We start from the raw sequence: 24937 nt of genomic DNA, 5'->3' as shown, positions 1-24937 counted from the left end.
CCGGCCCTCATAGGGTCAGGTCAGCGGCGTGAGGTGCTCCTGGGCAGTCGGTGTCGTCACCAGCCCATCGGCAGGCCCGCGATGAACGACGTCAGCCGGTCGGCGATGAGCTGGTCGTCGTGCGCCGAGTAGTGCCAGTGGCAGCCCTGGAAGTCCAGCCCGGAGTCGTCGAGGAACCAGTAGCGGACCCGGCTGTCGCCGGTGTCGTTGCGGGCCTTGACCACCTGCTGGACATGGGCGGCGTACGGACCGGCGCCGACTGCCACGATGGTGGTCGTGGCCCCGTAGCGTGTCCGCAGCTTCTGGAGGAAGTCGCCGTAGGCGGTGCGGTAGGCGGCCGCGAGGCTGTCGGGCGTCCACGGCTCGCCAGGATTGACGGCGGTCGAGAAGTCGTTGGTGCCGAGGTTGACCACCACGAGCTGAGGGCGCCAGGTGCCCGGGTTCTGCCAGACGTCGCCGGACACGTTCAGCAGGGCGCGGTCGTAGTAGGTACGGTACGTGACGTCCGGCGAGCCTCCGTTGTAGTTGCGTACCATGCCGAGGCCCGAGTAGCCGTTGATCTGGTAGTCGGCGTTCAGTCGCCGGGCGGTGAGGGCGCCGTAGCTCAGGTCGGTGTTGGTGGTCCGCCTGACCTGCTCCCAGGTGCAGTCGCGGGAGGTCGAGAGGTTGCCGTAGCCCACGGTGAGGGAGTCTCCGATGAACTCGATCTGGCGGTCGCGGGCCCTCGGTTTGCTCAGTACGGCTCCGCCTGACGCGGCCACGAAGCCTCCGAACGTGCTGGTGTCCCCCGGGCTGTCGTTGCGCTTGACGAGCCGGACGGTGTGCTCACGGTTCTGCAGGCCGTTGATCCAGTGCGTGGTGTCGCCGGGCGTGACGAGTGTGGCGACGGTGGTTTCGTCGATCTGGACGTCGTAGTCGGCGGCCGAGTCGTTGAGCACGATGCCCACGCCGGTGCCGCTGACGCGGCCCTCGAAGTACACGCCCGGCCAGCTGTACTGCACGGTGTTGCCGGCGTCCTTGACCTGCCCCGCGGTGTGCACCTGTGCCAGTACTACCGTCGCACGGACCAGTTGCCACTGCTGGTTGGCTCCGCCCCAGTCGGTGAACTGCACGACTTTGGCGCCGTCCGCGCTGGAGGCGTTCTGGACCTCCAGCGCCTTGCCGCTGTTGCGGTTGATCAGCCGGACGTGGCCGTCCGGTGCATCGGCCAGCCGGAACTGCTGGTTGGTGCCGTTCGCATCGCCCCACTGCACGATGTCCGCATGGTCGGCGGTGGAGTGGTTCATGACGTCCAGCACCTTGCCCGAGTGCTGCGCCTTGAGCCGGTAGTAGCCGCCGCCGGAGTCGACGAACTGGAAGCGCTGGTTGGCGCCGTCGTGGCGGGTCCACTGCGTAAGGCCCGCCCCGTCGGCGGTGCTCGCACCGGACACGTCGAGCGCCTTGCCGCTGCCCCGGTTGACCAGCACGTACCAGCCGTTGGGATCCACGATGGCCGCCTGCGCCGTCCCGGCAGCACTGATCCCGGTCAGCAGCGCCGCCATCAGGGCGGTCACCGCGGCGAGCACCGCCGGTCGCCTTCCGTGCCTCCACCACGATCCTCTGAATGTCAGATACATGCCATCCCTTCGCATTCGTGTCCTTTCCAGTGAGCGTGGCCGACCCGTCCTCCGTACGCCCGAGGCAACGCGGCCTCAGCCGACAGGGGAATCGCCGATGCAGTCGACGTCCGTGAAGGCGCCGGCGTCGGCGAGTGGCCGCAGGCCCGGGATCGCGCCGGAGAAGGCGAGCTTCAGGACGTAGGCGCCCGCGCTGTAGGGAGCCGAGGAGGGCAGAGTGACGGTGAGGCCGGAGGAGTTCAGGGTCGGTGTGGGCAGGTCGATGTAGGTGCCGACCGTGTTGCCGAGGAGCTTCACCGAGGTCAGCGACGAAAGGTTGATCCGGTCCGAGCTGAGGGTCTTGATCGTCAGGGAGCTGCCGGGCCAGCCCAGGACGGTGGCGTACAGGGCATCGTTGGCCTTGTTGCGGGTGAAGCGGATGTCCTGCGCGGTGCCGGCATGCGGAGTGGTGAACGAGCCGCCGCCCATCTTCGTCGGGCCCTCGCCGTACGCCGTCCAGGCACGGGTCGCGTACACCGACTCGCCGAAGCGCTTCAGATGGTCTCCGATGCCGAGCAGGATGTCCTTCTGCGCCTGGGGGATGGTGCCGTCGGCCATCGGCGCGATGTTCAGCAGCACGTTGCCGTTCTTGCTGACCCGGTCGATGAACGAGTGCAGCATCTGCTCGATGGTGTAGTAGCCGATGCCCTGGGTGTAGCACCAGCTGCTGCTGGAGATGCTGTCGTCGGTCAGCCAGTACGGGGTGGTGAGGCCGGCCGGGCCGCCGCGCTCGTAGTCGAAGACCTCGCCCTTCCCGTTCATGCCGTCCTTGTAGGTGGCGACGACCTCACGGCCCCAGGTGCCCGCCTGGTTGTAGAAGTACGCCAGGAAGTTCAGCCGTTGGGTTTCGTCGACAGCGTCCAGATTGAAGTCCTGCCACAGGATGTCGGGCTGGGCGCGGTCGATGACCTCCTTCGTGGGGACGCTGAAGGCTCCCCAGTGGAAGTAGATCCCGAACTTCGCGTCCTGGAACCACTCCGGCGCCGGCGGGTGCTGGTCGACGGAGTTCCAGTCAGGCGTGTACGTGCTGGGCGCCGCTTCGGCGATACCGGAGCGAGACATGGACACATCCCTGATGTGGACGAGGACAGGGGGAATGCAGGGCCACGTATGAAGGTCGGTCATGTCGGCCTGGAGTGTCAACCAGCGTGCAGGGATGAAAGCGAATGCTGCAGCGGGCTATTTGCGTGGTTTACATCTCTCTGGCGTGTATTGCGACCGCGTAAACATGGCATGTCTTGCAAGTGCCGGCGTCAGCCGAGCACAGCCGCGATGTCAGCCCCCTCGCGGACGAAGACGGGGATGCGCTCGAGCGGGGCGTCCGCTTCGAGGGTCGTACCTCCCTCCGCCACGCGTCCGGTGACCGGGTCGAGCCAGCGCGCTCCGGACGGCAGGTACACCCGGCGGGTCCGCGCGCCCGCCTCGTACACGGGCGCCACCAGCACATCGGGGCCGAGCAGGAACTGGTCGTCCACGTCCCAGGCGTGCTCGTCGTCGGGGAAGTCGAAGAACAGCGGGCGCATCACCGGGGCGCCGGTGCGGTGGGCGGCCTCGGACAGCCGCGTCAGGTACGGGCGCAGGCGCTCGCGCAGCACCAGGTGGTCGCGGAGGATGCCGTACGCCTCTTCGCCGTAGGACCAGACCTCGTTCGGCCCGCCGGTCATGTCCGTGGAGAACGTGGGGTGGTTGGGCTTACGGTCCCCGTGCAGCCGCATGACGGGGCTGAAGGTGCCGTACTGGAACCACCGGATCAGCAGCTCACGGTAGGCGGGGTTGTCCGGGTCGCCGCCGACGAAGCCGCCGATGTCGGTGTTCCACCAGGGAATGCCGCTCATCGCGACGCTCAGCCCGGCCCTGATCTGGCGTGCGAGGGAGTCGAAGGTGGTGGGGATGTCGCCGGACCACAACAGGGCCCCGTACCTCTGGCTGCCCGCCCACGCGGACCGGACCAGCGACAACGGCCGGTCCTCACCCGCCGCGCGCAGCCCATCGGCCACCGCGCGGGTGTGCAGCACGGGGTAGAGGTTCGCGGCCTCGGCTGCCGGCCCGGCCGCGTAGACGGCGCGGGCCGCGAGGTCGGGCGGCAGGTCCGGTTCGCAGGCGTCCAGCCAGAAGCAGGCCACGCCCAGCGAACGGTAGTTGTCGTTGAGCCGCTGCCACAGCGCGGCGCGTGCGCCGGGGTGGGTGGCGTCGTAGTACGCCATCGGGCGAATCAGCGCATCCCCGCTGTACCGGGACGGCCACGGGAAGGTGAGCAGGCCGCCGTGCGCGTCCCGCACGAGGTGCCCGGCCGAGCGCAGTCGGTCGTGCGTGTCACTGTCGGCTTCGACGGTCGGCCACACGGAGACGGCGAGCTTCACCCCGAGGTCTGTCAGCTCCTTGACCATGGCGGCGGGGTCGGGCCACTCGCTCTCCTCGAAACGCCAGTCGCCCATCCTCGGCCAGTGGAAGAAGTCGCAGACGATGACGGACAGCGGCAGTCCGCGCTCCTTGTACTGCCGTGCCACCGCGAGGAGTTCGTCCTGCGTGCGGTAGCGCAGTTTCGACTGCCAGAAACCGGACGCCCACTCGGGAAGGAGGGGTGGGCGTCCCGTGGCCCCGGTGTACGCGTCGATGATCTGGGCCGGGGAGTCGCCGGCCGTGATCCAGTAGTCGACGCGGCCGCCGGCGTCGGCGGTCCACCGGGTGGTGTCGGCGCCCAGTTCGACGCGGCCGGTGGCGGGGTTGTTCCACAGCAGTCCGTAGCCGCGTGAGGAGGTGTCGGTGGGGGACGGTCGTGCTGACGTGGTGGTCGCGGCACTCGTCGGGTTGGGGGAGCCGGTCGGGCTCGGGGTGGGGGAGCCGGTCGGTCTCGCCGTCGCGGTCGGGGTGCCTGTCTCGCCGGCGGCGGTGGCTCTCACTTGGGTGGTGGCTGGGGGTGTGGCCGCGGCAGTCCCTGGATCGGCGTTGCGATCGGGGGGCGACGCCATGACCAGGTAGGCGAGAACGCCCGCGGCGATCAGCGCCGATGTGGCGCCCAGCATGAGCCTGCGTCTGCTTCTATGTCTGCGCTGCCGGGCGGCCTGCCTCGGTAGTGGTCATTTCCTGTCCGTTCGCAAGATCGAGCCGATGGGGCACCCCTGAGTGACCGCAGGAAGCGCAAAGGTTGCCGACGATTTCTCAGCTGGGCATCGGCCAGCGCGAGACGCTGCGCAAGCGGGGCGATGAAGCGGAGATCGCCGAATTGAAGCAGGCCAACGAGATCCTGCAGGCTGCGGCGAGCTTCTGTGGCCGGCCGAGCTCGACCGGCCACACCTGCGCTCGTAGCGCCAACGCCTGATGCGCGACATCGGCATCGCCGGCGCGGTACGCGGCAGGAAGGTCATCACCACGCGCGTGGCGGCCTGGGCGGGTGTCGTCTTGCCTATGCCGCTTCGTCGTGGACACCTTCTCCCGCCGTATCGTCGGCTGGTCCGCGTCGATGGGGGCCGAAGACGCCGGTGCCCTGGTTGACCGGGACGTGGGCAACCAGGGCGAGGGGCCGGTCGGTCAGGATGCCTTGACAGTCGTACCGGTGACTGAGTCTCCGGACTTCTTGACGTGGTACATGAGCTTTTCGCCGCTGTAGAAGTGGAAGGTCAGTGTGACCAGTTCGCCGTCGCGCAGCGCGTCCAGGAACTCGGTGGTCAGGATGATCGTGTCGTTCGGGTAGTCCGGCTTGAAGGACTTGTTGAACTCCTGGTACGGGGTCCAGTCCGTCTGGCCGGCGTTGCTGCCGTCGCCGTACCTGGCCTCCATGGTGGCCAGCACGTCACCGCGGTACTGCGTGGGGATGGTGAACGCGTCGGTCTTGCCCGTGGCGTCGGACAGCACCGGGGCGTCGTGGGTGACCACCTCGATCCTCCAGGGCAGCCCGCGGGAGAACCGGGCCTCAAGCGTGGCGTTCACCCCGTACTCGCGGTCGCCCGTCAGCCGGGTCAGCGCGCCGGCCGTGAGGACGAGCCGCGTCTTGTCGAAGAGGGTGTAGTCGCGTCCCTCGACGAGCTTGGTGTTGCCGTGCCACAGGCCCCGGAACTTGGTCCCATTCAAGTTCAGGGTGAGGCCCTTGGCCGTGATCGGTTCCGACTTCGGCACGAAGACCTTGTCGAAGGAGGCCGTTCCCGAACGGGTGGTCCAGCTGGACTTGATCCACGCGATCAGGGCGGGGTCGGTCCACTTCAGGGTCTCCCGGTTCAGGTAGGCCCACGTTCCGGGGTCCCACAGCGCGGTGGTGACACCAACGAGGCGCGCCGCGTGTCCGAAGTGCTCGTAGTACTTCAGCGCCTCGCCCCGCTCGACACGGGAGGGATGGTTGTGGTCGGGCCAGCCGAGCAGGCCGTACTCACCGAGGTAGACGGGGATGCCCCGGGCGATGAAGGTGTCGCGCATGCGGGCGAAGGCGTCGTTGAGGTCGTTCTGGGCGACATCGTCGTAGTGGGTGCCGCCCGCGATGTTGATGCTGAACGGATACCAGCTGTAGTAGTGCACGGTGGCGATCAGATGGGGGTCGTTCAGCGACTTGATCGTGGTGTACAGGTCGTCCATGAATTTCTGGCCGGGCGTGCATCCGTCCGTGGGCAGCATCAGCAGGCGGTCGGTGTTCCCCCCGCCCGAGGAGCGGACGATCTTGTGGAAGGAGGTGTTCAGCTCGTGCAGGAGCTTGGCCTTCTGCTCGGCCGTGGCGTTCTCGAACTGCGGCTCGTTGACGCTCTCGAAGATCAGGGTGCGCGGCTCGTCGCGGAATGTCTGGGAGATCTGGGTCCAGGTCGAGTTGAAGCGGGCCAGCACTCCGTCGTGGTCGGCGGGCATCTTCTTGATCCACTGCCACGAGTCGTGGTGGACGTTCAGCACGACGTACAGGCCCTCGTCGAGCGCCCAGTCGACGACCTCCTTGACGCGGCTCATGAACGCGGCGTCGACCGTGTAGGGGGCGGTGGCCGACTGGTGGTCGGTCCAGGTCACCGGGATCCGGACGCTGCGGAAGCCTTCCGCGCGGATGGTGGTGAACAGGTCCTTGGTGACCTTCGGGTTGCCCCAGTTCGTCTCGTCGGGAATGGCGTCGAGGGTGTTGCCCAGGTTCCAGCTGGGCTGCATCGCCGCGACGGCGTCCATGGCACGGGCCGGAACCCGGACCGTCGACCTCGTGGGTGCCGCCTTGTCGTCCGGTGCGGCCGATGCCGTACCGCCCGCCAGTCCGACCATGACGGCGAGCGCCATCAGGATGCCGGTCAGTCGTCCTGGGCCGCGGCCGCGGTGACGTCTGAAGAGCGAGGTGCGCATGTGGTGTCCCTCTCTCGATCGGTCGTACGGGTCGGTGCGATCGGTGGTCCGGAAGCGGGGCAGGAGCGCCCGCTCAGGGTGCGAGCGGTTCGTAGTCGAACCAGTCGAAGTGGACGGTGCCTTCGGCTGCGTACATGCCGATGACCCGGCCGGTGAAGCCGCCGGCCACCTCGGTCGACAGGTAGCGGCCGTCGAGCGTCGCCAGAGCGGTGAAGGTGCCGTCCGGCTCCTCGACGCCGAGGGAGACGACGTCGGGGCCGGTGCGCGCGTCGTGCGGAGCCGGCGGTTCGGTGACCCTGACGCAGAGGACCACGACCGGGTCGGTGGACAGCGGCTGCGAGGCCACGACGGTGCTCAGCGAGCCGACACGGGCGATCACCCTGACCTCCCTGGCGGATGCCTCGATCTCGTAGTGATGCTGCTCGTCGAGGCGGACGGCGAGGCCGCCGCGTCCCGCTGCCGCGTCGACCAGGGTGCGGGCCTGGCACGACAGATGCTGCTGTCGGCGGCCGGCGAACACGACGTCCGGCTCGTCCAGGGAGCCGCCGCGAGCCCGCAGCGTCAGCCAGCCGGGGCGCTCCTTCGTGCTGTAGTGCTCGGCGGGGCGGTCACGGAGGGAGATCCAGGACGGCCGCAGCTCGTGGACGTCGAAGTCGTCCCGTCGCTCCTCGGCGGGGCCGGGCAGGAGCGGCCAGCCGGGCGCGGGCGCCTCCAGCGACACCTCGCCGACGACCGGCCACCCGTCCACCCAGGTCACGGGCGCCAGGAACGTCTCGCGGCCCAGCACGTGCCAGCCCGGGGTGCCACCGCCCGGTCGTACGCCGAGCAGCACCATCCACCACGAGCCGTCGGGAGCCTGCACGAGATCGGCGTGGCCGGTGTTCTGGACGGGGTGGTCGGTGCCGCGGTGGGTCAGGATCGGGTTGGTCGGGCACGGCTCGAACGGGCCGGTGGGCGCAGGTCCGCGGGCGATCGACACGCCGTGGCCGCGCTCGGTGCCGCCCTCGGCGATGAGCAGGTACCAGTAGTCGCCGATCCGGTACAGGTGCGGCGCCTCCGGGGCCTTGGCGCCGGGTCCGCCGGACCAGAGCCTGTGCGGTGTTCCGTACGTCTGCCCGGTGGAGGGGTCGAAACGGACCTGCAAGATCCCGGCGACCGTGCACCAGCAGGTGCCGTCCTCGTCCCAGACCAGGTCGGGGTCGATGCCGGGGACCTCCGGCGCCCAGACGGGATCCGACCACGGTCCGGCCGGGTCGGTCGCCGTGACGATCAGGTTGCCGCCGCCCTTGCTGCAGTTGGTGACGATCAGCCAGAAGCGGCCGTCGTGGTGCCGCAGGGTGGGGGCGTAGATCCCGCCGGAGGACCACGCGTCCGACAGACGCAGCTGCTCAGGCCGGTCCAGGGCGTTGCCAATCTGCGTCCAGTGCACCAGGTCACGGCTGTGGAAGAGGGGAACCCCGGGGAAGTACTCGAAGCTGGAGCAGGCCAGGTAGTAGTCGCCGCCGACGCGGCAGACGCTGGGGTCCGGGTGGAGGCCGGGGATCACGGGGTTGGCCAAGCGTCCGTCCGGCTGGTGCAGAGGAGGCACCCGATAGTTCCTCTCATCGGTTCGTGATGCGGGTGTGGGGTTCAGGGAGCGTCGGGGGCCGTGGGAGTGATGCGCAGGAGGACGGCGGACGGCGCGGTGGGCAGGGTCAGGCTCAGTTCGGCCGTGTCGGGCATCCAGGCGGAAACGGCCCGGCTGACCGAGGGGTAGAGCACGTCGACACGGGCGGCGGTGGCCCGAAGGTGGGGCAGGTGAAGCGTCGCCGTGGCGTCGGTTCCGGGGCGGCGCCAGGCCGTGAGGTAGGTGGTGGCGGGAGTGCGCAGGGCCAGCGCGACCCAGGGGTCGTCCCAGGCGGGAAGGCCCAGCGGCCAGGACGGCACCGCTTGCGGCAGGTCGGCGCGGATGCCCTTGTACGCCGCTACCGCCTCGTGGACCAGAGCGCGGGCCTCCGGCCCTAGTTCGGGAATGCGGCCGGAGAGATGGATCCGGCCGAGGAGCGCGTTGGCCATGGTGAAGGCCACCTCGTCGAGGGAGTCCTCCGGCTGGGGGTACGCCCAGACAGCGCCCTGTTCAGGGGTGACGGCGGTGGGTGCGGAGGCCGCGATGGGCGCGTACAGCTGGAGGTTCTGCTGGTCGCTGGTGGACTGCAGCTGCATCCGGGACAGCAGGGCGTCGTCCCAGCGCATGCCGCCGGAGGCGCAGTTCTCCACCACCAGATGCGGATAGCGGTCCAGGATGCCGTCGAGCCAGTCGAGATGCGCCCGGTTGTGGCCGAGCAGTCCAGCGCCTGGGGTCTCGCCGGGGTGGGCGCTGGTGCCGGAGCCGGGGTCGATGTTGTGGTCGAGCTTGAGGTAGCCGACGCCCCACTCGCCGACCAGGCGGTCCACGACCTGGTCCAGGTGGGCGCGGGCGGCCGGGTGGCGCAGGTCCAGGTGGTGCCGGCCGTTCTCCGTGACGCGGACGCCGTCGCGGCGGAAGAACGCCTCGTCGGGAAGGGACTTGGCCATGGGGCTGCGGACGCCGACCACCTCCGGCTCCAGCCAAAGCCCGGGCACCATGCCGCGCTCCCGGATCCGGTCCAGCACCTCGTGGAGCCCGCGTTCCCCGGGGAAGCGGGAGGCAGAGGCCTCCCAGGCGCCGACGCTGTCCCACCAGCCGTCGTTCTCGCCGTCGTACCAGCCGGCGTCGATGACGAAGTACTCCGCGCCCGCGTCGGCCGCCGCGTCGATGTGCGGCAGCAGCTTCTCGGTCGTGGGGTCGCCCATCAGGCAGTTCATGTAGTCGTTGAAGATGACGGGCAGGCCCTGGTGGTCGGTGTGCGGCCGGCGCTGGGCGCGGCGGTAGCGGGTCAGCGCGGCGAATGCGGCGTCGGGGCCGCCGTCGTCGCTGAAGGCGAGCGCGGCGGGTACGGTGCGGAAGGCGGCGCCGGGTTCAAGGGAGTGCCGCCAGCTGTGGTGGGTGTCGGTGGGTCCGAACAGTGCCGCGTAGGCCGCCCTGTCGTGCTCCTCGCATTCCCAGCGCCAGCCCCCGCCGTTGTGCTCGATCTGCCACACCCACGTACGGCCGGTACGCCGGTCCGTCAGGCCGCCCATGGGGAGGTGTCCGCAGCTGGACCAGGTGCGCTGTCCGTTCAGGGCGAGGCCGGCTTTGCCGTGCCCGTTGCTCACGCGTCCGCTGTGGACCGGTGTGGTCCGGCGCATCGGCTGTCGTTGCCAGCGGCATTCGGTGAGCCAGTCGTTCTCCGCCCACAGCAGGTCCGTGGCGTCGATGGCCGCCGGGTCCTGCGGGGTGAGGCAGCCCACCACGAGCGAGCTGATCGACTCCAGATGCAGCGTGCTCTGCCCTTCGTTGCGCAGGGTCACCTCGCTGCGGAGCACGGGGATGCCGTCCGGTGATCGGTAGGTCACCTCCGCGGCCAGCCCGGTTTCGGGATCGTGGAGATGCACGGTCAGGGTGTGCCAGTCGCCGTCGCGGGTCACGTGGTGGCTCCGGTGGCGCAGACGCCCGCCGAGATCGGTGCCCACGAGTCGGTTGCCCGACCAGCCACGACCGTGACCCGCGGCCGTCACCTCCACCAGGGGCAGGGACGCACCGGGGATGCGCTGCGCCTCGCCGGGCAGCCCGAGGTGCGTCAGGCGCGGGCTGCCCTCGTCATCGAGGACCATCTCGAGCTGGAGGGTCTCGTGCCCCCAGTGGAAGTTCCCTTGTTCCTTGGTCATGGCGGACCTTTCGAGGAGGTCAGTGCCCGCGCAGAACCGCGTAGCCACCGGGCGGGACTTCGGCATCGGTGCCGTGGGTCGACGGCCGCCCCATGCGCGGCGGCGGCTGCTACAGCAGCTGTCGAAGCGCTTCGCTTGACGGCAAAGCTAACGGACAAGTTTCCTGAGAAACAAGGGTCTTCACACCAAGTTACTTTCCCTTGCTGGGTCGATTGACCGGCGCACTGAGAGGGAATGTTCGTCGAAGCGCTTCGACGCTCAGGGGCTTCAGAGCCAGCTCCACATTCAGCTTCCGACTGGTGCCGTGGGCTCGGCGCCCTCCCGTGGCAGGGCCAGGTGGATCAGCTGCGCGGTGGCGGCTTGGAGCACGCCGGGCGGCACGACGTCCGTCGTACGACCACACGCCGACTTTCACACGCACAGAGTGTCGCCGTCGGCGACCGGACCACTGACCCCGGCCACGCCGGGCGCCGCGCCCGGCGGCGCCCGGCACCGATGTTCTCCCGGGGGCCCGAGCCCGGAAGGGCTCAGGTCCCGGGAGTGGGGTTCATCCGGCGGTGAGGGTGGTCCACTTCTGGTTGGCGCCGCCGTGGCAGTCCCACAGGTGGAGCTGTGTGCCGTCGGCCGTGGAGGAGCCCGGGACGTCGAGGCAGCGGCCGGAGGCGGGGTTGCGGTAGCCGCCGTTGTAGGGCTGCCAGACCTGGTTGGCGCCGCCGTGGCAGGACCAGAGCTGCACCTTGGTGCCGTTGGCCGTGGCCCAGCCGGCGGCGTCGAGGCACTTGCCCGTGGAGCGCAGGGTGCCGTCGGTGTAGGCGGACCAGAGCTGGTTGACGCTGCCGCTGCAGCTCCACGTCTGGACGGCGGTCCCGTCGGCGGTGCCCGCGCCGTTGACGTCCAGGCACTTGCCGGCGATGCCGGACCGCACACTCGCGGCGGCGGGCGCGGGGTTCTTCAGCCACCCGGCGCTGTCCGCGGACTGGATGCCGCGGTGGAAGGCGTCGGCCATCTTCTGGTAGCCCGCGTCGTTGGGATGCAGGGGGTCGGCCAGGGCGGCCGTGGTCAGGCTGCTCATGTCCACGAACGCGACGTGCTTGCCCGCGGCCTGCGCGTCGCCGACGATTCGGGGGATGGCCTGGTTGTACGCGCCCCGGAACCGCTCCTCCGAGGCGCTGGTGGACACGACCAGGGAGGCCACGAGGACGGTTGCGTCGGGGGCGGCGGCGGTGACCTGGTCGACCAGCGACCTCAGCCGGGCGATGGCGGTGTCGGCCTCGGAGGCCCCTTGGAGGTCGTTGGTTCCGATATGCAGCGTCACGACGTTGGGCCGGTAGCGGGTCAGAGAGGCGTCGGCGAGTGCGGCGATCTGGTCGATGCGGTATCCGGAGTGGCCCTCGTCGTCGGGGTCGGACATCGAGCCGCTCCGCCCGTGCCTACGAAGTCCAGCGGATATCCGTCTGCGGCAAGCTTGTTCCACAACGGCCCCCGGTAGCCGTTGCCCGTACTGCTTCCCACCCCCCAGGTGATCGAGTCGCCCAACGGCATGACTCGTAAAGGTGTGGTGGAGGCGGCGGCGGCAGGCGTCACACCTGCCGCCGTCACCCCGAGCGCGGCAGCGACAAGCGTGACCAGGGGAAGAATCCATGACCTTCTCATGCAGGCGTCCTCTTCGGTGAGTGAGTGCTGAATCGACGGGGCTGATCGCCGTTCGTGTCAGCAACTCGGCCGCCCTGCCTTCCCATCGGTGTCGGGCGGTCGACTGACGTAACTGTCAGAACGGCGTGATGGGGAGCCTCTTGCGCTCGGAGCGTTGCCTGGCGGGTTCGGCCCTGACTTTCGGCTCCTCGAGCGCCCTCGTACAGATATCACGCAGATCCCCGCCGGGACATCCCATGGATGCGAGAATTTTGGGATCGGTGGCACGCGGTTGAGGTCTGCGTCGTTCGTCCTACCGCCGCTGCTCCCATGGCCTGTTCGCCGCTCTACCCCTTCCGGCGCCGACCCACTGACATCCCATGTCTGTTGCTGGTGTTCGCATCACGCCCGGCCCAGGATCGGGCTCCCCGTCGTGCTGGATCAGCACACTGAACCCGCCGTACAGCACCGCGAGCAGTTCCCGCGTTCGGGGGTGTCTCTATGTCGCTGATGCGGTGGCGGGCGAGGCGGAGGAGGGCCTGGGTGTGGGTTTTGCCTCGGGCTCGGCAGCGGTCGTAGTAGCTGCGGGATGTGGGATCGTGCAGGGCGGCGAACGCGGAGAGGAACGTCGCGCGTTTGAGCTGCCGGTTCCCGCCTCTGGGGGCGTACTGCGGCGGTCCTGACGCTGATGCCGGGCATCGACGTCAGGACCTTGGCAAGAGGGTGAGCCTCCAGCAGGGCCTCGATCTGGGCTTCAAGGGCCCGGCGTTGTTCGTGGACAGCGGCCAGCGACCTGGCCAGGGACGGCACGCTCACATCCAGGGTGCCGGTGCCAGGGACCATGACCGTCTGTTCGTCGAGGGCGTCGAAGTATCACGGCCACGGGCTGACCCCGGCCGGCACCGAGCCTGGCCCCGCAAAGCGGGTGGGCTGGATGAGGCGGGTCCGGTCAGCCGCCGCTGCCGCATGTGGGGCACGGTCATCTCCAGCATGGTGATGTCTTCCGGGCCGAAGGTCGGTCCGCCGTCGGTGCGCGTGAGGAGCATGGCCACACGGCCCCAGCGTTCGCCCTGGTACTCGACGGGCGTCGTGAGCCAGCCCTCCGGGCCGCAGATCGCCGTATGGTCGCCGGGCCCGGTGGCTCTGGAGCGCTCTTCTTCATCGATGAACGCCCTCCGCCGCCGCACCCCGGACGGTTCGCAGATCAGCAGAGGGTGCCGCATGGCATTACGAGTCGATCTCATTGGTTGAGAATTGATCTATCGAGATAGATCAAGTAAGGCTTACCTTATATGCTGGCCCGGCCCCCTTCGCCCCCATCTGGCGTGCAAGAAGGGATCAGACCATCCTCTCTCGCATCACAGGACCCCCCATGCGCACGACCTCCCGCGGTCTCTTCTTGACGCTTGCCCTCACCCCGCTGCTGGCCGGATGCTTCGTGTCCGGCGAACAGGGCTCCGGTTCGGACGCGGAAGGCGGGTCGGCCGGGCGGCTGAGGGTCGCTCTCGCAGTGCCGCCGGTACAAGCGCTGTCGCCCTACAGCAACGACGCCACCGTGCTGAGCAAGCTTTCCGTGGCCGAGGGGCTCACCGCTCTGGACAAGAACGGCGCCGCCGCGCCCTCGCTGGCGAAGTCCTGGACCCAGACCGGCCCCACCACCTGGACCTTCGAGCTGCGCAAGGCCACCTTCCAGGACGGCACGCCCTTCACCGCGGAGTCCGTGGTCAACGCGCTCGCCCACGCGGATGCCGCCGAGACCAAGCCCCGCGTCCTTAGCGACGTCACCCTCACCGCGAAGGCCGAGGACGCCGACACGGTCACGATCAGCACCAAGGCCGCCGACCCGGTGCTCCCGCTGCGGCTGGCCAGCCCGGCGCTGGCCATCCTCTCGGGCAAGGCGTACGGCAAGGACGGCACGGTCAGCCCGGTCGGCACCGGGACGGGCCCGTTCGAGATCACGAAGCTGACCGGCAAGTCCAAGGCCGCACTCGACCGTTACGACGGCTACTGGGGCGGCAAGGCCAAGGCGTCCGGCATCGACGTCACTTGGATAGCCGACGGCACCGCCCGCGCCAACGCCCTCCGCGGCGGTGACGTCGACATCGCCGAGTGGATCCCCACCGCACAGGCGAAGCTGCTGGACGACAAGACCCGTCACGAAGTGCCGTCCGTACGGACCGACAGCCTCGTCCTCAACACCGGCAGCGGCCTCTTCACCGACCCGGCGCTGCGCGCGGCCGCCCGGGAGGCCGTCAACGGCTCGGTGCTCGTCGACTCGGTCTTCGGTGGCTACGCCGACCCCGCGCAGGGCCTGTTCGGGCCCGCCGTGTCCTGGGCGGCCGGCAAGCGCGTCGAGGTCACCGGCCGCGCCGAGGCCGCGACCACCGCGCAGGTGAAGGCCCGAACGAAGGGCAAGACCCTGCGCCTGGCCACCTACACCAACCGCGCCGAGCTCCCCGAGGCCGCCACCGTCCTCCAGCAGCAGCTGGAGAAGGCCGGGTTCACGGTGAAGCAGGACGTGCGCGAGTACACGCAGATGGAGGCCGACCTCCTCGCGGGCAAGTACGACGGGCTCGTCTTCTCCCGGGTGACGCTCCTCGACACCGGCGACGCGGTCGCGTACCTGGCGAGCGACTTCACGAGCGACGGCGTGTACAACATCGCCGGTCTCAAGGACTCCAAGGTGGACCGGGCCGTCAAGTCCGCGGCCGAGGAGGGCGACATGCCGAAGCGACAGCAGAAGATCATGGAGGCCGAGGCGGAGATCCTGCGCACCGACGCCGTCGTGCCGCTGGTCCACGAGAAGGTCGTCCAGGGCATCGCCACCGATGTCGACGGCGTGCTCCTCGATCCTCGCGAGCGCTCCCTGATCGACGTCGACACACGCCTGAAGTAGCAGCCGATGAGCTTCCTGTCGGTCCGTACCGAGGCCCGCCCGTCCCGGTGGCGCGCGGGCCTCGGCCGCCTCACCGCCGGGGCCGCGCTGCTGACGGCCGTGGCCCTGCTGCCCTGGCTGTCCGGCAACGACCCCGCGTTGACCGTCCTGCGGGCCCGTTCCGCCGACCAGGACCCGAGTCCGGCGCGACTGGCCGCCGTCAGGGAGCAACTGGGTCTGGACGAGGGGCCGTTCGCGCATCTCGCGCACTGGCTGGGCGGGCTGCCGCGTGGCGAGGCGGGCACCTCCTGGGTGTCCGGTGAGGCGGTGCTGCCCCAGGTGACGGGCGCCTTCGCGGTCTCCCTCACGCTGATGCTCGGGGCGCTCGTGGTCACGATCGCGGTCGCCGCGCTGGTCAGTGCCCACACTCTGTATCTCGGCTCCCGGCGACGGCTGCACCGGGGGAGCGGAGCCATCCTGGTCGCCGTCCTCGCCGCGCTGCCCAAGTTCCTGCTCGCCTCGCTCCTCGCCACCGTGTGCGGGGTGTGGCTGGGCTGGTTCCCGTCCAGTGGGTGGGAGGGGCCGGCGTCGATGGTGCTGCCCGCGCTCGCCCTCGGTGTCCCGTCCGGAGCGATGATCGGCGGGCTGCTGGACCAGTCGCTGCCCGCCGCCTTCAACGAGCCCTGGGCCCGGACCTGGCAGGCCTACGGGTTCGCGCCCGGCCACGTCGCCCGGCACGCGCTGCGCCGCACCCTGGCCGGTGTGCTTCCGCAGCTCCTGCCGACCGTCGTGGGCCTGGTCGGTGGCGCTGTAGCGGTGGAGAAGATCTTCAACATTCCGGGACTCGGCCGCCTCGCCCTGGACTCCGTCATCGCCCAGGATCTCCCGCCCCTGCAGACCGCGACACTCGCCCTCATCCTGCTCGGCGTCGTCGCCGGCCTCCTCATCCAGGCGCTGCGCCGCGCACTGCTCGGCCCGGCCCTGCGGGACGGGGCCCTGCCCGCCCTGCACGCACCCGCCCTCTCCCGCGGGCGCCTCACCCGCTGGGCCGCCGCGGCGTGTGGCCTCGCCCTGCTCACCCTGGTCACCGCCGGACTGCTCCGCGATCCCCTCCACGTCGACACGGCGGCCCGACTGCTCCCGCCCTCAGCCGCACACCCGTTGGGCACGGACGCGCTCGGCCGTGATCTGCTGGCCCGGTTGGGCCACGGGGCGCTGCGCACGGTGGGCGTGGCGCTCGTGGTGACCGCGGTGTGCACGCTCACCGGGCTGGTGCTCGGCATGGCGGCGCAGGTCGGCGCGGGGCTCACGGAAGTGGTGTCGACGATGCCGGCGGTCCTCGCCGGACTGCTGACCACCGCGGTGACCGGCCCGTCCGCCTGGGGTGCCGCGCTCGCGGTCTGCCTGGTCGGATGGACCCCCTACGCCGCCCAGGCCGCGGCCTTGCTGGAACAGGAGCGGGCCAGCGGCCACATGCTCGCGTCCGTCTCCTTCGGCGCGGACCCGGGCTATCTCCTCCGGTACCACCTGCTGCCCGCCGTACTGCCGTCCGTACTGCGCAACGCCCTCCTGCGCCTGCCCACCACCGTCCTCGTGCTGGCCTCTCTGGGCTTCCTCGGTCTGGGTGAGCAGCCACCCACGGCGGAATGGGGCCGTCTTCTGTCGGAGAACCAGCCGTACGTGGAACTGGCGCCCTGGACCGTACTCGGCCCGGCCTGCGCACTCGTCCTGCTCTCCGTTCTCGCCGTCTCCGGCACGGACGCCGTGGCTGCGCGCCGGCCGGCGTCCGCCCTGACTTCTGGTGCGAGAGGTGCATAAAGGAGAGCGGGATCAGAGCCGGGCGAACTGAACCCGAGTCGGTTGCACGCCCCCCCAGCTGCGGCCGGAACAGTCCGACACAGGCGGCGGCCGCAGGCGGGCGCTCCTTGACGAACGTCACTGGAGAGACGCGCACCTCGCACGGCTCGCATCATCGAATCGGAGAAGTTTCGCCGCAGGCGTTGACAGCCCTCTGAGTCGTTCCTGTCTTCGCCTCATCGAACCGGTTCGACGACCGGTGTCGTGACTTTCACCGAAGTACCCAGGTCCAGTGCCCACGCGACCGGACGTCCCGTTTCACGGGACATCGAACCGGTTCGAGCAAGGAGTCGCCGTGAACATCGGTGAGATCGCCCGGCGAGTCGGTGTCTCGCGCTCCACCGTCTCGTACGCGCTGAGCGGCAAGCGCCCGGTGTCGGACGACACGCGCCGGAAGATCCAGCAGGTCATCGACGAGCTGGGCTACCGCCCGAACGCCAGCGCCCGCGCCCTGGCCAACGGTCGGACCAGCACGATCGGCCTGGTGTTTCCGCCGGCCGGGAACCACTACACGGGCATGCAGCTGGACTTCATCGGCAGTGTGGTGGAGGCCGCCGCGGTCTACGACTACGACGTACTGCTCTCCCCGAGCGGCGTGGACAGCGACCGCTCTTTCCAGCGGCTGCTGGGGGAGCGGCGGGTCGACGGCGCGATCCTGATGGAGATCAGACTGGAGGACGACCGGGTCGACCACCTGGCCGCCCTGGACTTCCCCTCCGTCGCCATCGGCCGTACCGCCCATCCGGAAGGCGGCTGGTGGGTCGGCCTGGACCACACCGCACTCGCGGCGGCGTGCGTCCACCATCTCGCGGACCTCGGCCACAGCCGGATCGCCCTCGTCAACCGGCCCGAGCAGTTGCTGCGGGCCGGGTACGAGTCCGCCCACCGCGGGCTGGAGGGCTTCACCAAGGCCGCGGCCGAGCGCGGGCTGACGGTGCGGACGTACTGCTGCGGGGACGATGCCGCGTCCGGTCAGGCATGTCTGGAACAGATCCTGCACGACGATCCGGCCACCACAGCCCTTGTCACGCTGAACGAGGCCGCGCTCGGTGGCCTCTACCGGGGGCTCGCCGAGGCGGGCCGCCATGTGCCGCGCGACTTCTCCGTGACGGGAGTCGTGGCGAGCCGGTGGGCGGAGACGGTGACCCCGCAGCTCACCGCGGCCGACGTACCGGCGGAGGAGATGGGCCGACGCGCCGTCGACCTGCTGGTGGAGCGGCTCGGCCATCCCGGCGCGCCGCCCCGGCACCATCTCCTGGCGCCGCCGATCTCTCTGCGGGCGAGTACAGGGCCCGCGCATGCCACGCCCACCGCGGGCGACAGGCCCGCCACCACCCTCTGACCCCGTCCACGCACACCGCCCCACACCCCGCGCCGCCCGAACTGCTCAGCGGCGCCGTTCTCCGCGCCCGCCTCCCCTCCCCACCCCGTGCCCTCGGCACCCGCATGTCCAGAACAAGGGAACCTCAATGAACCGCTTCGCCAGACACCGCCGTCTGACCGCCGCAGCCCTGACCGTCCTGACCGTGGCCGCCGGTGCCACCGCCTGCTCCTCCGGCTCGGGCACCGCCGACACCAAGGGCGCGGACAGCGGCACGTACACCATCTGGGACCCGTACCCGCAGTTCGACAAGACCTCGGCCTGGGCGAAGCTGCTGGACGACTGCGGCACCAAGGCCGGCGTGAAGATCAAGCGGACCGCCTTCGACACCAGCGACCTGGCGAACAAGGCATTGCTGGCGGCACAGCAGGACAACTCCGCCGACGTCCTCATCGTCGACAACCCGGTGGTGTCGACCCTGGCCGAGGCGGGCGTGCTCACCACCACCGACGACAACAAGCTCGACACCTCGAAGGTCGACCCCAACCTGCTCGCGGCCGGCCAGTCGGGCGGCAAGACCTATGGCACCCCGATCGGCGCCAACACCCTCGCCCTCTACTACAACAAGAAGGTCCTGAAGGACGCCGGGGTGGACGTCTCCTCGGTCAAGGACTGGAAGTCGCTGACGGCGGCCCTCGCGAAGGTCGAGAAGGCCGGCAAGAAGGGCATCACCTTCTCGGCGATCGGCACGGAGGAAGGCAGCTTCCAGTTCCTGCCCTGGTTCTGGGGTTCGGGCGCGAAGCTGACCGAACTCGACTCGCCCGAGGGCGCCTCGGCGCTGAAGCTCTGGACCGACTGGCTGAAGGAGGGGTACGCCCCCAACTCGGTCCTCAACAACACCCAGACGACCAGCTGGCAGGAGTTCGCCAGCGGCGACTACGCCTTCGCCGAGAACGGCACATGGCAGCTCGCAGGCGTCAAGAAGCTCGGCTTCGACTACGGCGTCCTGCCCATCCCCGGCGCGTCGGGCGGGAACGCCGCGGCCCCGACGGGTGGTGAGTTCGTCACCGTCCCGGTCCAGGGCGACACGGGCCGCTACGCCACTTCCCAGAAGCTGGTGTCCTGCCTGACCAGCAGCGAGAACCTGTACGACACCGACGCCACCCTGTCGTACGTGGCGCCGACCAGCGAGGTCCAGGACAAGCAGGTGGCGGCGAACGCCGAGCTGAAGCCCTGGGTCGACGCGGTCAAGGCCGCCAAGGGGCGCACCAGTGACGACCTCGGCACCAAGTACCCGAAGATCTCCGAGCAGTTGTGGAAGGCCGTCCAGTCCGCCCTCAGCGGCTCCAAGTCGCCCGAGGACGCGCTCACCGCGGCACAGGACGCCGTCAAGTAAACCGTCAGGCAACCGCGACCCAGGGCTTTCGATGAAGCGCACGACACAACTGCCGGACCGCCGGCCGGTGCGTGACCGGAACGGGGCGGCGGCCATAGCCGCCCCGCCCCCGGCCCCCACCGCCCCACGGCGCCGTCGCCCCACCTCCCAGCAGTGGGCCGCCTGGGCCTTCCTCGCCCCGGTCACCCTCTACTTGGTCCTCTTCTACGCCTATCCGCTCTACCGCAACCTCGACCTGAGCCTGCGCAACTACACCGTCCGCTCCTTCGTCCAGGGCGACGCTCCGTTCACCGGCCTCGCGAACTACCGGACGGTCTTCGACGCCCCGGCCTTCGGCCCGGCCCTGACCCACACGGTGGTGTTCACCGCCGTGTGCCTGTTCTTCCAGTACGCCATCGGCCTGGCCCTCGCGGTCTTCTTCAACCAGCACTTCAAGCTCTCCGCGACCCTGCGGGCACTGTTTCTGGTGCCGTGGCTGCTGCCGCTGATCGTGTCGGCCTCCACCTGGTCGTGGATGCTGAACAGCGACTCCGGTGTCGTCAACGCGGCTCTGCACGCCGTCGGCATCGGTCCGGTGAACTGGCTGACCTCCCCGGACTGGTCGCTGACCTCGGTGATCATCGCGAACGTCTGGATCGGCGTTCCGTTCAACCTGGTCGTGCTCTACAGCGGCCTGCAGTCCATCCCGCACAGCCTCTACGAAGCGGCCGCCCTCGACGGCGCGAACGCCTGGCGGCGCTTCTGGAGCATCACCTTCCCGCTGCTGCGCCCGGTCTCCGCGATCACCCTGCTGCTGGGGCTGGTCTACACGCTCAAGGTCTTCGACATCATCTGGATCATGACCAAGGGCGGCCCGGCGGACTCGTCCACCACCTTCGCCACCTGGTCCTACCAGCTCGGCTTCGGCAACCTGCTGCCCGCCTTCGGCCCCGGCGCGGCCGTCCCCGGCCTGATCGTCGCCGACTCCACCCTGGCCGTCCCCTTCGCGGTACTGATCTTCACCGCGTTCATGTCCGGCATCCCCGGCGAACTGCTTCAGGCCGCGCAGATGGACGGAGCCGGGCCGCTGCGTACCTTCCGGTCCGTGGTGCTGCCGATGAGCCGCAACTCGGTCGTCACCGTGTCGCTGTTCGCGTTCCTGTGGTCGTGGTCCGACTTCGTCTTCGCCAGCACCCTGGCGGGTGGCGGCGCCCACGAGCCGATCACTCTCGGCATCTACCACTACATCGGCAACAACAACCAGGAGTGGAACGCCATCATGGCCACCGCCGTCGTGGCCTCGCTGCCCGCCACGGTGATCCTCGTCCTCGCCCAGCGCTATGTAGCCGCCGGCGTGACGGCCGGAGCCGTCAAGGACTGACCACCACACGACCCCCGTCGGTCACCCTGCTGAAGAAACGAGTCACACCACATGACCGCCGCCCGATCCGGCCCGGCCTTCTCCCTCCACGACATCCCGTTCAGCACGCACGGATCCTGGTTCGGCATCTCTCCCGTGCTCTCGGAGAAGACCCGGGCCGAGGACCTCCACCTCGTCTCGCACCAGAACGGCATGCACGCGGTCCTGCGGTTCACGCCCCTCGACGCGACGACGGGCGAGCGTGCGAGAACCCGCGTCGAGGCGACTCCGGGCCTGCTCAGCTGGACCGGTGAGCAAGGGCGTATAGCCCTCGCCTACGCCGCACCGGACATCGTCCGGCTGCGCGGCGAAGGACTCGGCCTGCGCATCGACGCGGCGGCGGACACCCTGACCCCCTTCACGGGCACCTACTTCTACCGCGACCCGGTGGACGGGGCGTACGTGTTCACCTCGTACGAGACCGGGCGCCGTTACCGGGTCACCGTGCTGTCGGGTTCCGTCGCCGAGGTGTCCGGCAGTCAGGCCCTCGGTACCGGCGAACGAGGCGTCACCGTCACCGCGGACCCCGGCGGAGTCTGGGAAGCGGCGATCGAGGAACTGGACAGCGCACGTCTGCCCTACACGTCCTCGGAGACGTTCGACGCCGTCGTGGCTACCGCGGAGCAGGCCTTCGCCGGGTTCGTCGACGCGGTGGCCCCCTGGCGCTCGTCCGCCACGCCGGCCGCCGAACTCGCCGCGTATGTCATGTGGTCGGCGACGGTGCGTCCGGCGGGGCTGGTCACCCGGCCCGCGGTGCTGATGTCCAAGCACTGGATGGACAAGGTCTGGAGCTGGGACCACTGCTTCAACGCCCTCGCCCTGGCGCCCGGTGCCCCGGCCCTGGCCTGGGACCAGTTCCGCCTGCCCTTCGACCACCAGGACGAGACCGGCGCCCTGCCCGACTCGGTGACCCACTCCGAGGTCCTCTACAACTTCGTCAAACCGCCCATCCACGGCTGGACTCTGTCCCACCTGCGCAGACGGCTTCCCGAGCCCCTCAGCCGGACCGAACTGGCCGAGATCTACCGCAGGTTGGCACGGTGGACGGACTTCTGGCTCACCGCCCGCCGCGCGCCCGGCGCCGCCCTGCCCCACTACCAGCACGGCAACGACAGCGGCTGGGACAACGCCACGACCTTCGACCCCGAGCGCGTGGTCGCCACCGCCGACCTGGCGGCCTTCCTCGTACTCCAGCTGCGCGAACTCGCCCGACTGGCCACCGAACTGGGCCTTCCCGACGAGGCCCGGCGCTGGACCCGTACCGCCGACGCGACCCAAGCCGCGATGCTCGACGAGCTGTGGACGGGAGAGCGGTTCGTGGCCCGCGGCGTCGACACCGCCGCGACCTGGGACAGCTCCAGCCTGCTGGACCTGATGCCGATGGCACTGGGCGAGCACCTGCCCGAGAACATCGGCAAGGCCCTGGCCGCCCGGATCGAGACCCACCTGACCTCGTACGGCCTGGCCACCGAACTGCCCACCTCACCCCACTACCTCTCCGACGGTTACTGGCGCGGCCCGATCTGGGCCCCCGCCACCGTCCTCATCGAGGACGGCCTGCGCCGCGCCGGCCACCACCGCCTCGCGGACGAGATCAGCGCCCGCTTCCGCGCCCTGTGCGAAACCCACGGCTTCGCCGAGAACTTCGACGCCCTCACCGGCACGGGTCTGCGCGACCGCGCCTACACCTGGACCGCCAGCAGCTACCTCCTCCTCGCCGAAGCCCACACACTCCGGCACACCGCACCCGCACCGGCCGTGCACACCGGCGGCTGAGAGACCCCCTGGGCGCCCCGCCCCGCCCAGTCAGCACCCACCCCCTCGGGAGAACACATGAACACGTATCGCGCTCTTCCTCCGCCCAGAGGCACTGCGGCGCCCGGCTCCGCAGGAGGCCGCCGCCTGCGCAGGACCACCGCGCTTGCCGCGCTGTTCGCATCGGTTGCGGCCGTCGCCCTTCCCGGCACATCGGCGCAGGCCGCCGACACGACCGTGGCCGTGGACTTCGCCACCGCCGGGGGCGCCCCCACGTACCGGGCCTCGGGCACGATCTACGGGATGTCCGAGAACGGCTCGCTGCCCCAGGAGCACTTCTACAAGGACATCAAGTGGCAGTTCATGCGGGCCGGCGGCGCCCAGCTCGACAACCCCGGCGGCTGGGTCGCCGGCAAGTACGACCGCCGCTGGAACTCCACCCTCGCCCAGTACAAGCGCACCAAGGCGCTCGGCGGCACCTTCGCCATCCTGCCGCACGACCTGTGGGGCGCGGACGGGACCACCGATCCCACGTACCCCGGTGACAACGGCGACTGGACCCTCTTCGACTCCTTCTACGACCGCCTCCTCGCCGACGCGAAGGCGGCCGGCATGACCGACATCCAGTGGGACATCTGGAACGAACCCGACTGGCATCCCTTCTGGGACCGGCCGCAGGCCCAGTACCTGGAGATGTGGAAGCGTGCCTACCAGAGGATCCGCGCGGTCTTCCCGAACGCGGTCGTCGTCGGCCCCAGCACCGCCGGCAAGCCCGGGTCGGGCGGCTCGTCCTGGTGGAACACGTATCTGGACTACGTCAAGGCCAACAACGTCGAGCCGGACATCTACAGCTGGCACAACCTCCCCGGTGACCCTGTCGAGGACGCGAACGCGGTAAAGGCGAAGCTGGCGGCGCGGTCGATGACGACGAGCCGTCCGTTCCAGGTCAACGAGTACGCCTCCCCCACCGAGCAGAACCCGGGCCGCGGCGGCTGGTACATCTCCCGCCTCGAGCGGGCCGGGGCCGACGGCCTGCGCGCCAACTGGGCGTCTGCGAACAACCTGCACGACTTCCAGGCCAAACTGCTCACCAGGAACAGCTCCGGCCAGTACCTGCCGCTCGGCGAGTGGTTCATGTACCGCTACTACGGCTCGCAGACCGGCAACGTCGTCAACTTCATCCCCGGCACCAACACCGACGGCCTCGCCACCAAGGACAACACCGCCAGGAACGCCAAGATCCTGATCGGCAGCAACGGCAACACCGGCAACGTCACTGTCAACCTCACCGGCCTCAACACCACCTCCATCGTGGAGAACGGCCGCGTCCGCGCCGTCGTCCAGCGCATCCCGTACAACAGCGGCGCCGCCGTGACCGGCCCGACGACCATTTCCGACACCACCCTGACGGTCGCCGACAACGCCGCTTCGGTGACCGTCCCCTACACCGACGCCCAGGACGGCTACACCATCACCCTGCTCCCGCCGTCCAACACCACCGTCTCCACGGTCGCCGTCAGCGAGAACAGCGGGCAGTGCCTGGACGACACCGACCTCAGCCAAGCCGACGGCACGCAGTACCAGCAGTACTACTGTGAGGGCGGCTACCAGCAGATGTTCGACTTCAAGCCGGTCGCCGGACGCCCCAACACCTACACGGTGGTCAACCAGCACAGCGGCAAGTGCCTGGACGTCTCCGGCGCCTCCACCGCCGACGGCGCCGCCGTCATCCAGTGGACCTGCAGCGGTACCACCAACCAGATGTTCACCCTCAGCCCCGTCAGCGCGCTCGGCAACAGCCAGGACTACCAGCTCGTCGCCGTCCACAGCGGCAAGTGCGTCGACGTCTCCGGCGTCTCCACCCAGCCGCGAGCCCCGATCCACCAGTGGACCTGCGACTCCGGCAGCACCCTCAGCACCAAGAAGAACCAGATCTGGCGCCTCCAGGGCATGCGCTGACCCGTCCCTCGAGCACGGGGGCTCC

Annotated in this window: 12 protein-coding genes and 5 pseudogenes; 9 read left to right on the top strand and 8 right to left on the bottom strand. The window is 69.8% G+C overall.

Features of this window, described 5'->3' with window-relative positions:
* Positions 1 to 56: 56 nt before the first annotated feature.
* The 3 genes and pseudogenes from ACKTSN_RS03835 to ACKTSN_RS03825 form a co-directional block, all read right to left on the bottom strand.
* Positions 57 to 1541, bottom strand: a complete 1485-nt coding sequence (locus ACKTSN_RS03835; RefSeq protein WP_409474729.1) for an RICIN domain-containing protein — start codon at positions 1539 to 1541, stop codon at positions 57 to 59.
* A 165-nt stretch (positions 1542 to 1706) separates the two neighbouring features.
* Positions 1707 to 2699 (bottom strand): annotated as a pseudogene (locus ACKTSN_RS03830) (alpha-L-fucosidase); the annotation flags it as partial.
* Positions 2700 to 2908: 209 nt separating this feature from the next.
* The gene (locus tag ACKTSN_RS03825) at positions 2909 to 4678 is read right to left on the bottom strand and encodes a TIM-barrel domain-containing protein (RefSeq protein WP_409467770.1); all 1770 of its coding nucleotides are present in this window, start codon (positions 4676 to 4678) and stop codon (positions 2909 to 2911) included.
* Positions 4679 to 4800: 122 nt separating this feature from the next.
* Here ACKTSN_RS03825 and ACKTSN_RS03820 point away from each other — a divergent pair, with 122 nt between their 5' ends.
* A complete protein-coding gene (locus tag ACKTSN_RS03820; RefSeq protein WP_409467769.1) occupies positions 4801 to 4974 on the top strand; it encodes a hypothetical protein in 174 nt (57 codons plus the stop codon).
* Positions 4975 to 5183: 209 nt separating this feature from the next.
* Here ACKTSN_RS03820 and ACKTSN_RS03815 read toward each other — a convergent pair whose 3' ends face one another.
* The 5 genes and pseudogenes from ACKTSN_RS03815 to ACKTSN_RS03795 all read right to left on the bottom strand — a co-directional run.
* Complete coding sequence (locus tag ACKTSN_RS03815) at positions 5184 to 6953, bottom strand: cellulase family glycosylhydrolase (protein ID WP_409467768.1); 1770 nt, start codon at positions 6951 to 6953, stop codon at positions 5184 to 5186.
* Positions 6954 to 7026: 73 nt separating this feature from the next.
* Positions 7027 to 8541 carry a glycoside hydrolase family 43 protein gene (locus tag ACKTSN_RS03810; protein WP_409467767.1) on the bottom strand — a complete coding sequence of 505 codons (1515 nt, stop codon included), beginning with the start codon at positions 8539 to 8541 and terminating at the stop codon, positions 7027 to 7029.
* A 41-nt stretch (positions 8542 to 8582) separates the two neighbouring features.
* A complete protein-coding gene (locus ACKTSN_RS03805) occupies positions 8583 to 10718 on the bottom strand; it encodes an alpha-galactosidase (protein WP_409467766.1) in 2136 nt (711 codons plus the stop codon).
* A 547-nt stretch (positions 10719 to 11265) separates the two neighbouring features.
* Positions 11266 to 12371, bottom strand: a pseudogene (locus ACKTSN_RS03800) (ricin-type beta-trefoil lectin domain protein).
* 485 nt (positions 12372 to 12856) lie between these two features.
* Positions 12857 to 13220 (bottom strand): annotated as a pseudogene (locus ACKTSN_RS03795) (IS110 family transposase); the annotation flags it as partial.
* Between the two features lie 502 nt (positions 13221 to 13722).
* Here ACKTSN_RS03795 and ACKTSN_RS03790 point away from each other — a divergent pair.
* The 8 genes and pseudogenes from ACKTSN_RS03790 to ACKTSN_RS03755 all read left to right on the top strand — a co-directional run bounded on the left by ACKTSN_RS03790 (position 13723) and on the right by ACKTSN_RS03755 (position 24912).
* A complete protein-coding gene (locus ACKTSN_RS03790) occupies positions 13723 to 15246 on the top strand; it encodes an ABC transporter substrate-binding protein (protein WP_409467765.1) in 1524 nt (507 codons plus the stop codon).
* 6 nt (positions 15247 to 15252) lie between these two features.
* Entirely contained in the window at positions 15253 to 17043 is a 1791-nt protein-coding gene (locus tag ACKTSN_RS03785) for an ABC transporter permease subunit (RefSeq protein WP_409467764.1), read from the top strand.
* Positions 17044 to 17377: 334 nt separating this feature from the next.
* On the top strand, positions 17378 to 18424 hold the full coding sequence (locus tag ACKTSN_RS03780; protein WP_409467763.1) for a LacI family DNA-binding transcriptional regulator: 1047 nt from the start codon (positions 17378 to 17380) through the stop codon (positions 18422 to 18424).
* Positions 18425 to 18551: 127 nt separating this feature from the next.
* Positions 18552 to 19799 (top strand): sugar ABC transporter substrate-binding protein, encoded by a 1248-nt coding sequence (locus ACKTSN_RS03775; RefSeq protein ID WP_409467762.1) that lies wholly within the window; start codon positions 18552 to 18554, stop codon positions 19797 to 19799.
* A gap of 31 nt (positions 19800 to 19830) precedes the next feature.
* A pseudogene (locus ACKTSN_RS03770) lies at positions 19831 to 20757 on the top strand (carbohydrate ABC transporter permease); the annotation flags it as partial.
* Positions 20734 to 21159 (top strand): annotated as a pseudogene (locus tag ACKTSN_RS03765) (carbohydrate ABC transporter permease); the annotation flags it as partial. The pseudogenes ACKTSN_RS03770 and ACKTSN_RS03765, both read left to right, overlap by 24 nt.
* A gap of 51 nt (positions 21160 to 21210) precedes the next feature.
* Positions 21211 to 22974 (top strand): amylo-alpha-1,6-glucosidase, encoded by a 1764-nt coding sequence (locus ACKTSN_RS03760; protein ID WP_409467761.1) that lies wholly within the window; start codon positions 21211 to 21213, stop codon positions 22972 to 22974.
* A 57-nt stretch (positions 22975 to 23031) separates the two neighbouring features.
* A complete protein-coding gene (locus ACKTSN_RS03755; RefSeq protein ID WP_409467760.1) occupies positions 23032 to 24912 on the top strand; it encodes an RICIN domain-containing protein in 1881 nt (626 codons plus the stop codon).
* Positions 24913 to 24937: the final 25 nt, after the last annotated feature.

The sequence above is a fragment of the Streptomyces flavusporus genome, assembly GCF_046267975.1.
Lineage (GTDB): Bacteria > Actinomycetota > Actinomycetes > Streptomycetales > Streptomycetaceae > Streptomyces > Streptomyces flavusporus.
Note: the sequence above shows the minus strand (reverse complement) of the source record. Positions and strands in the feature narration are given on the sequence as shown.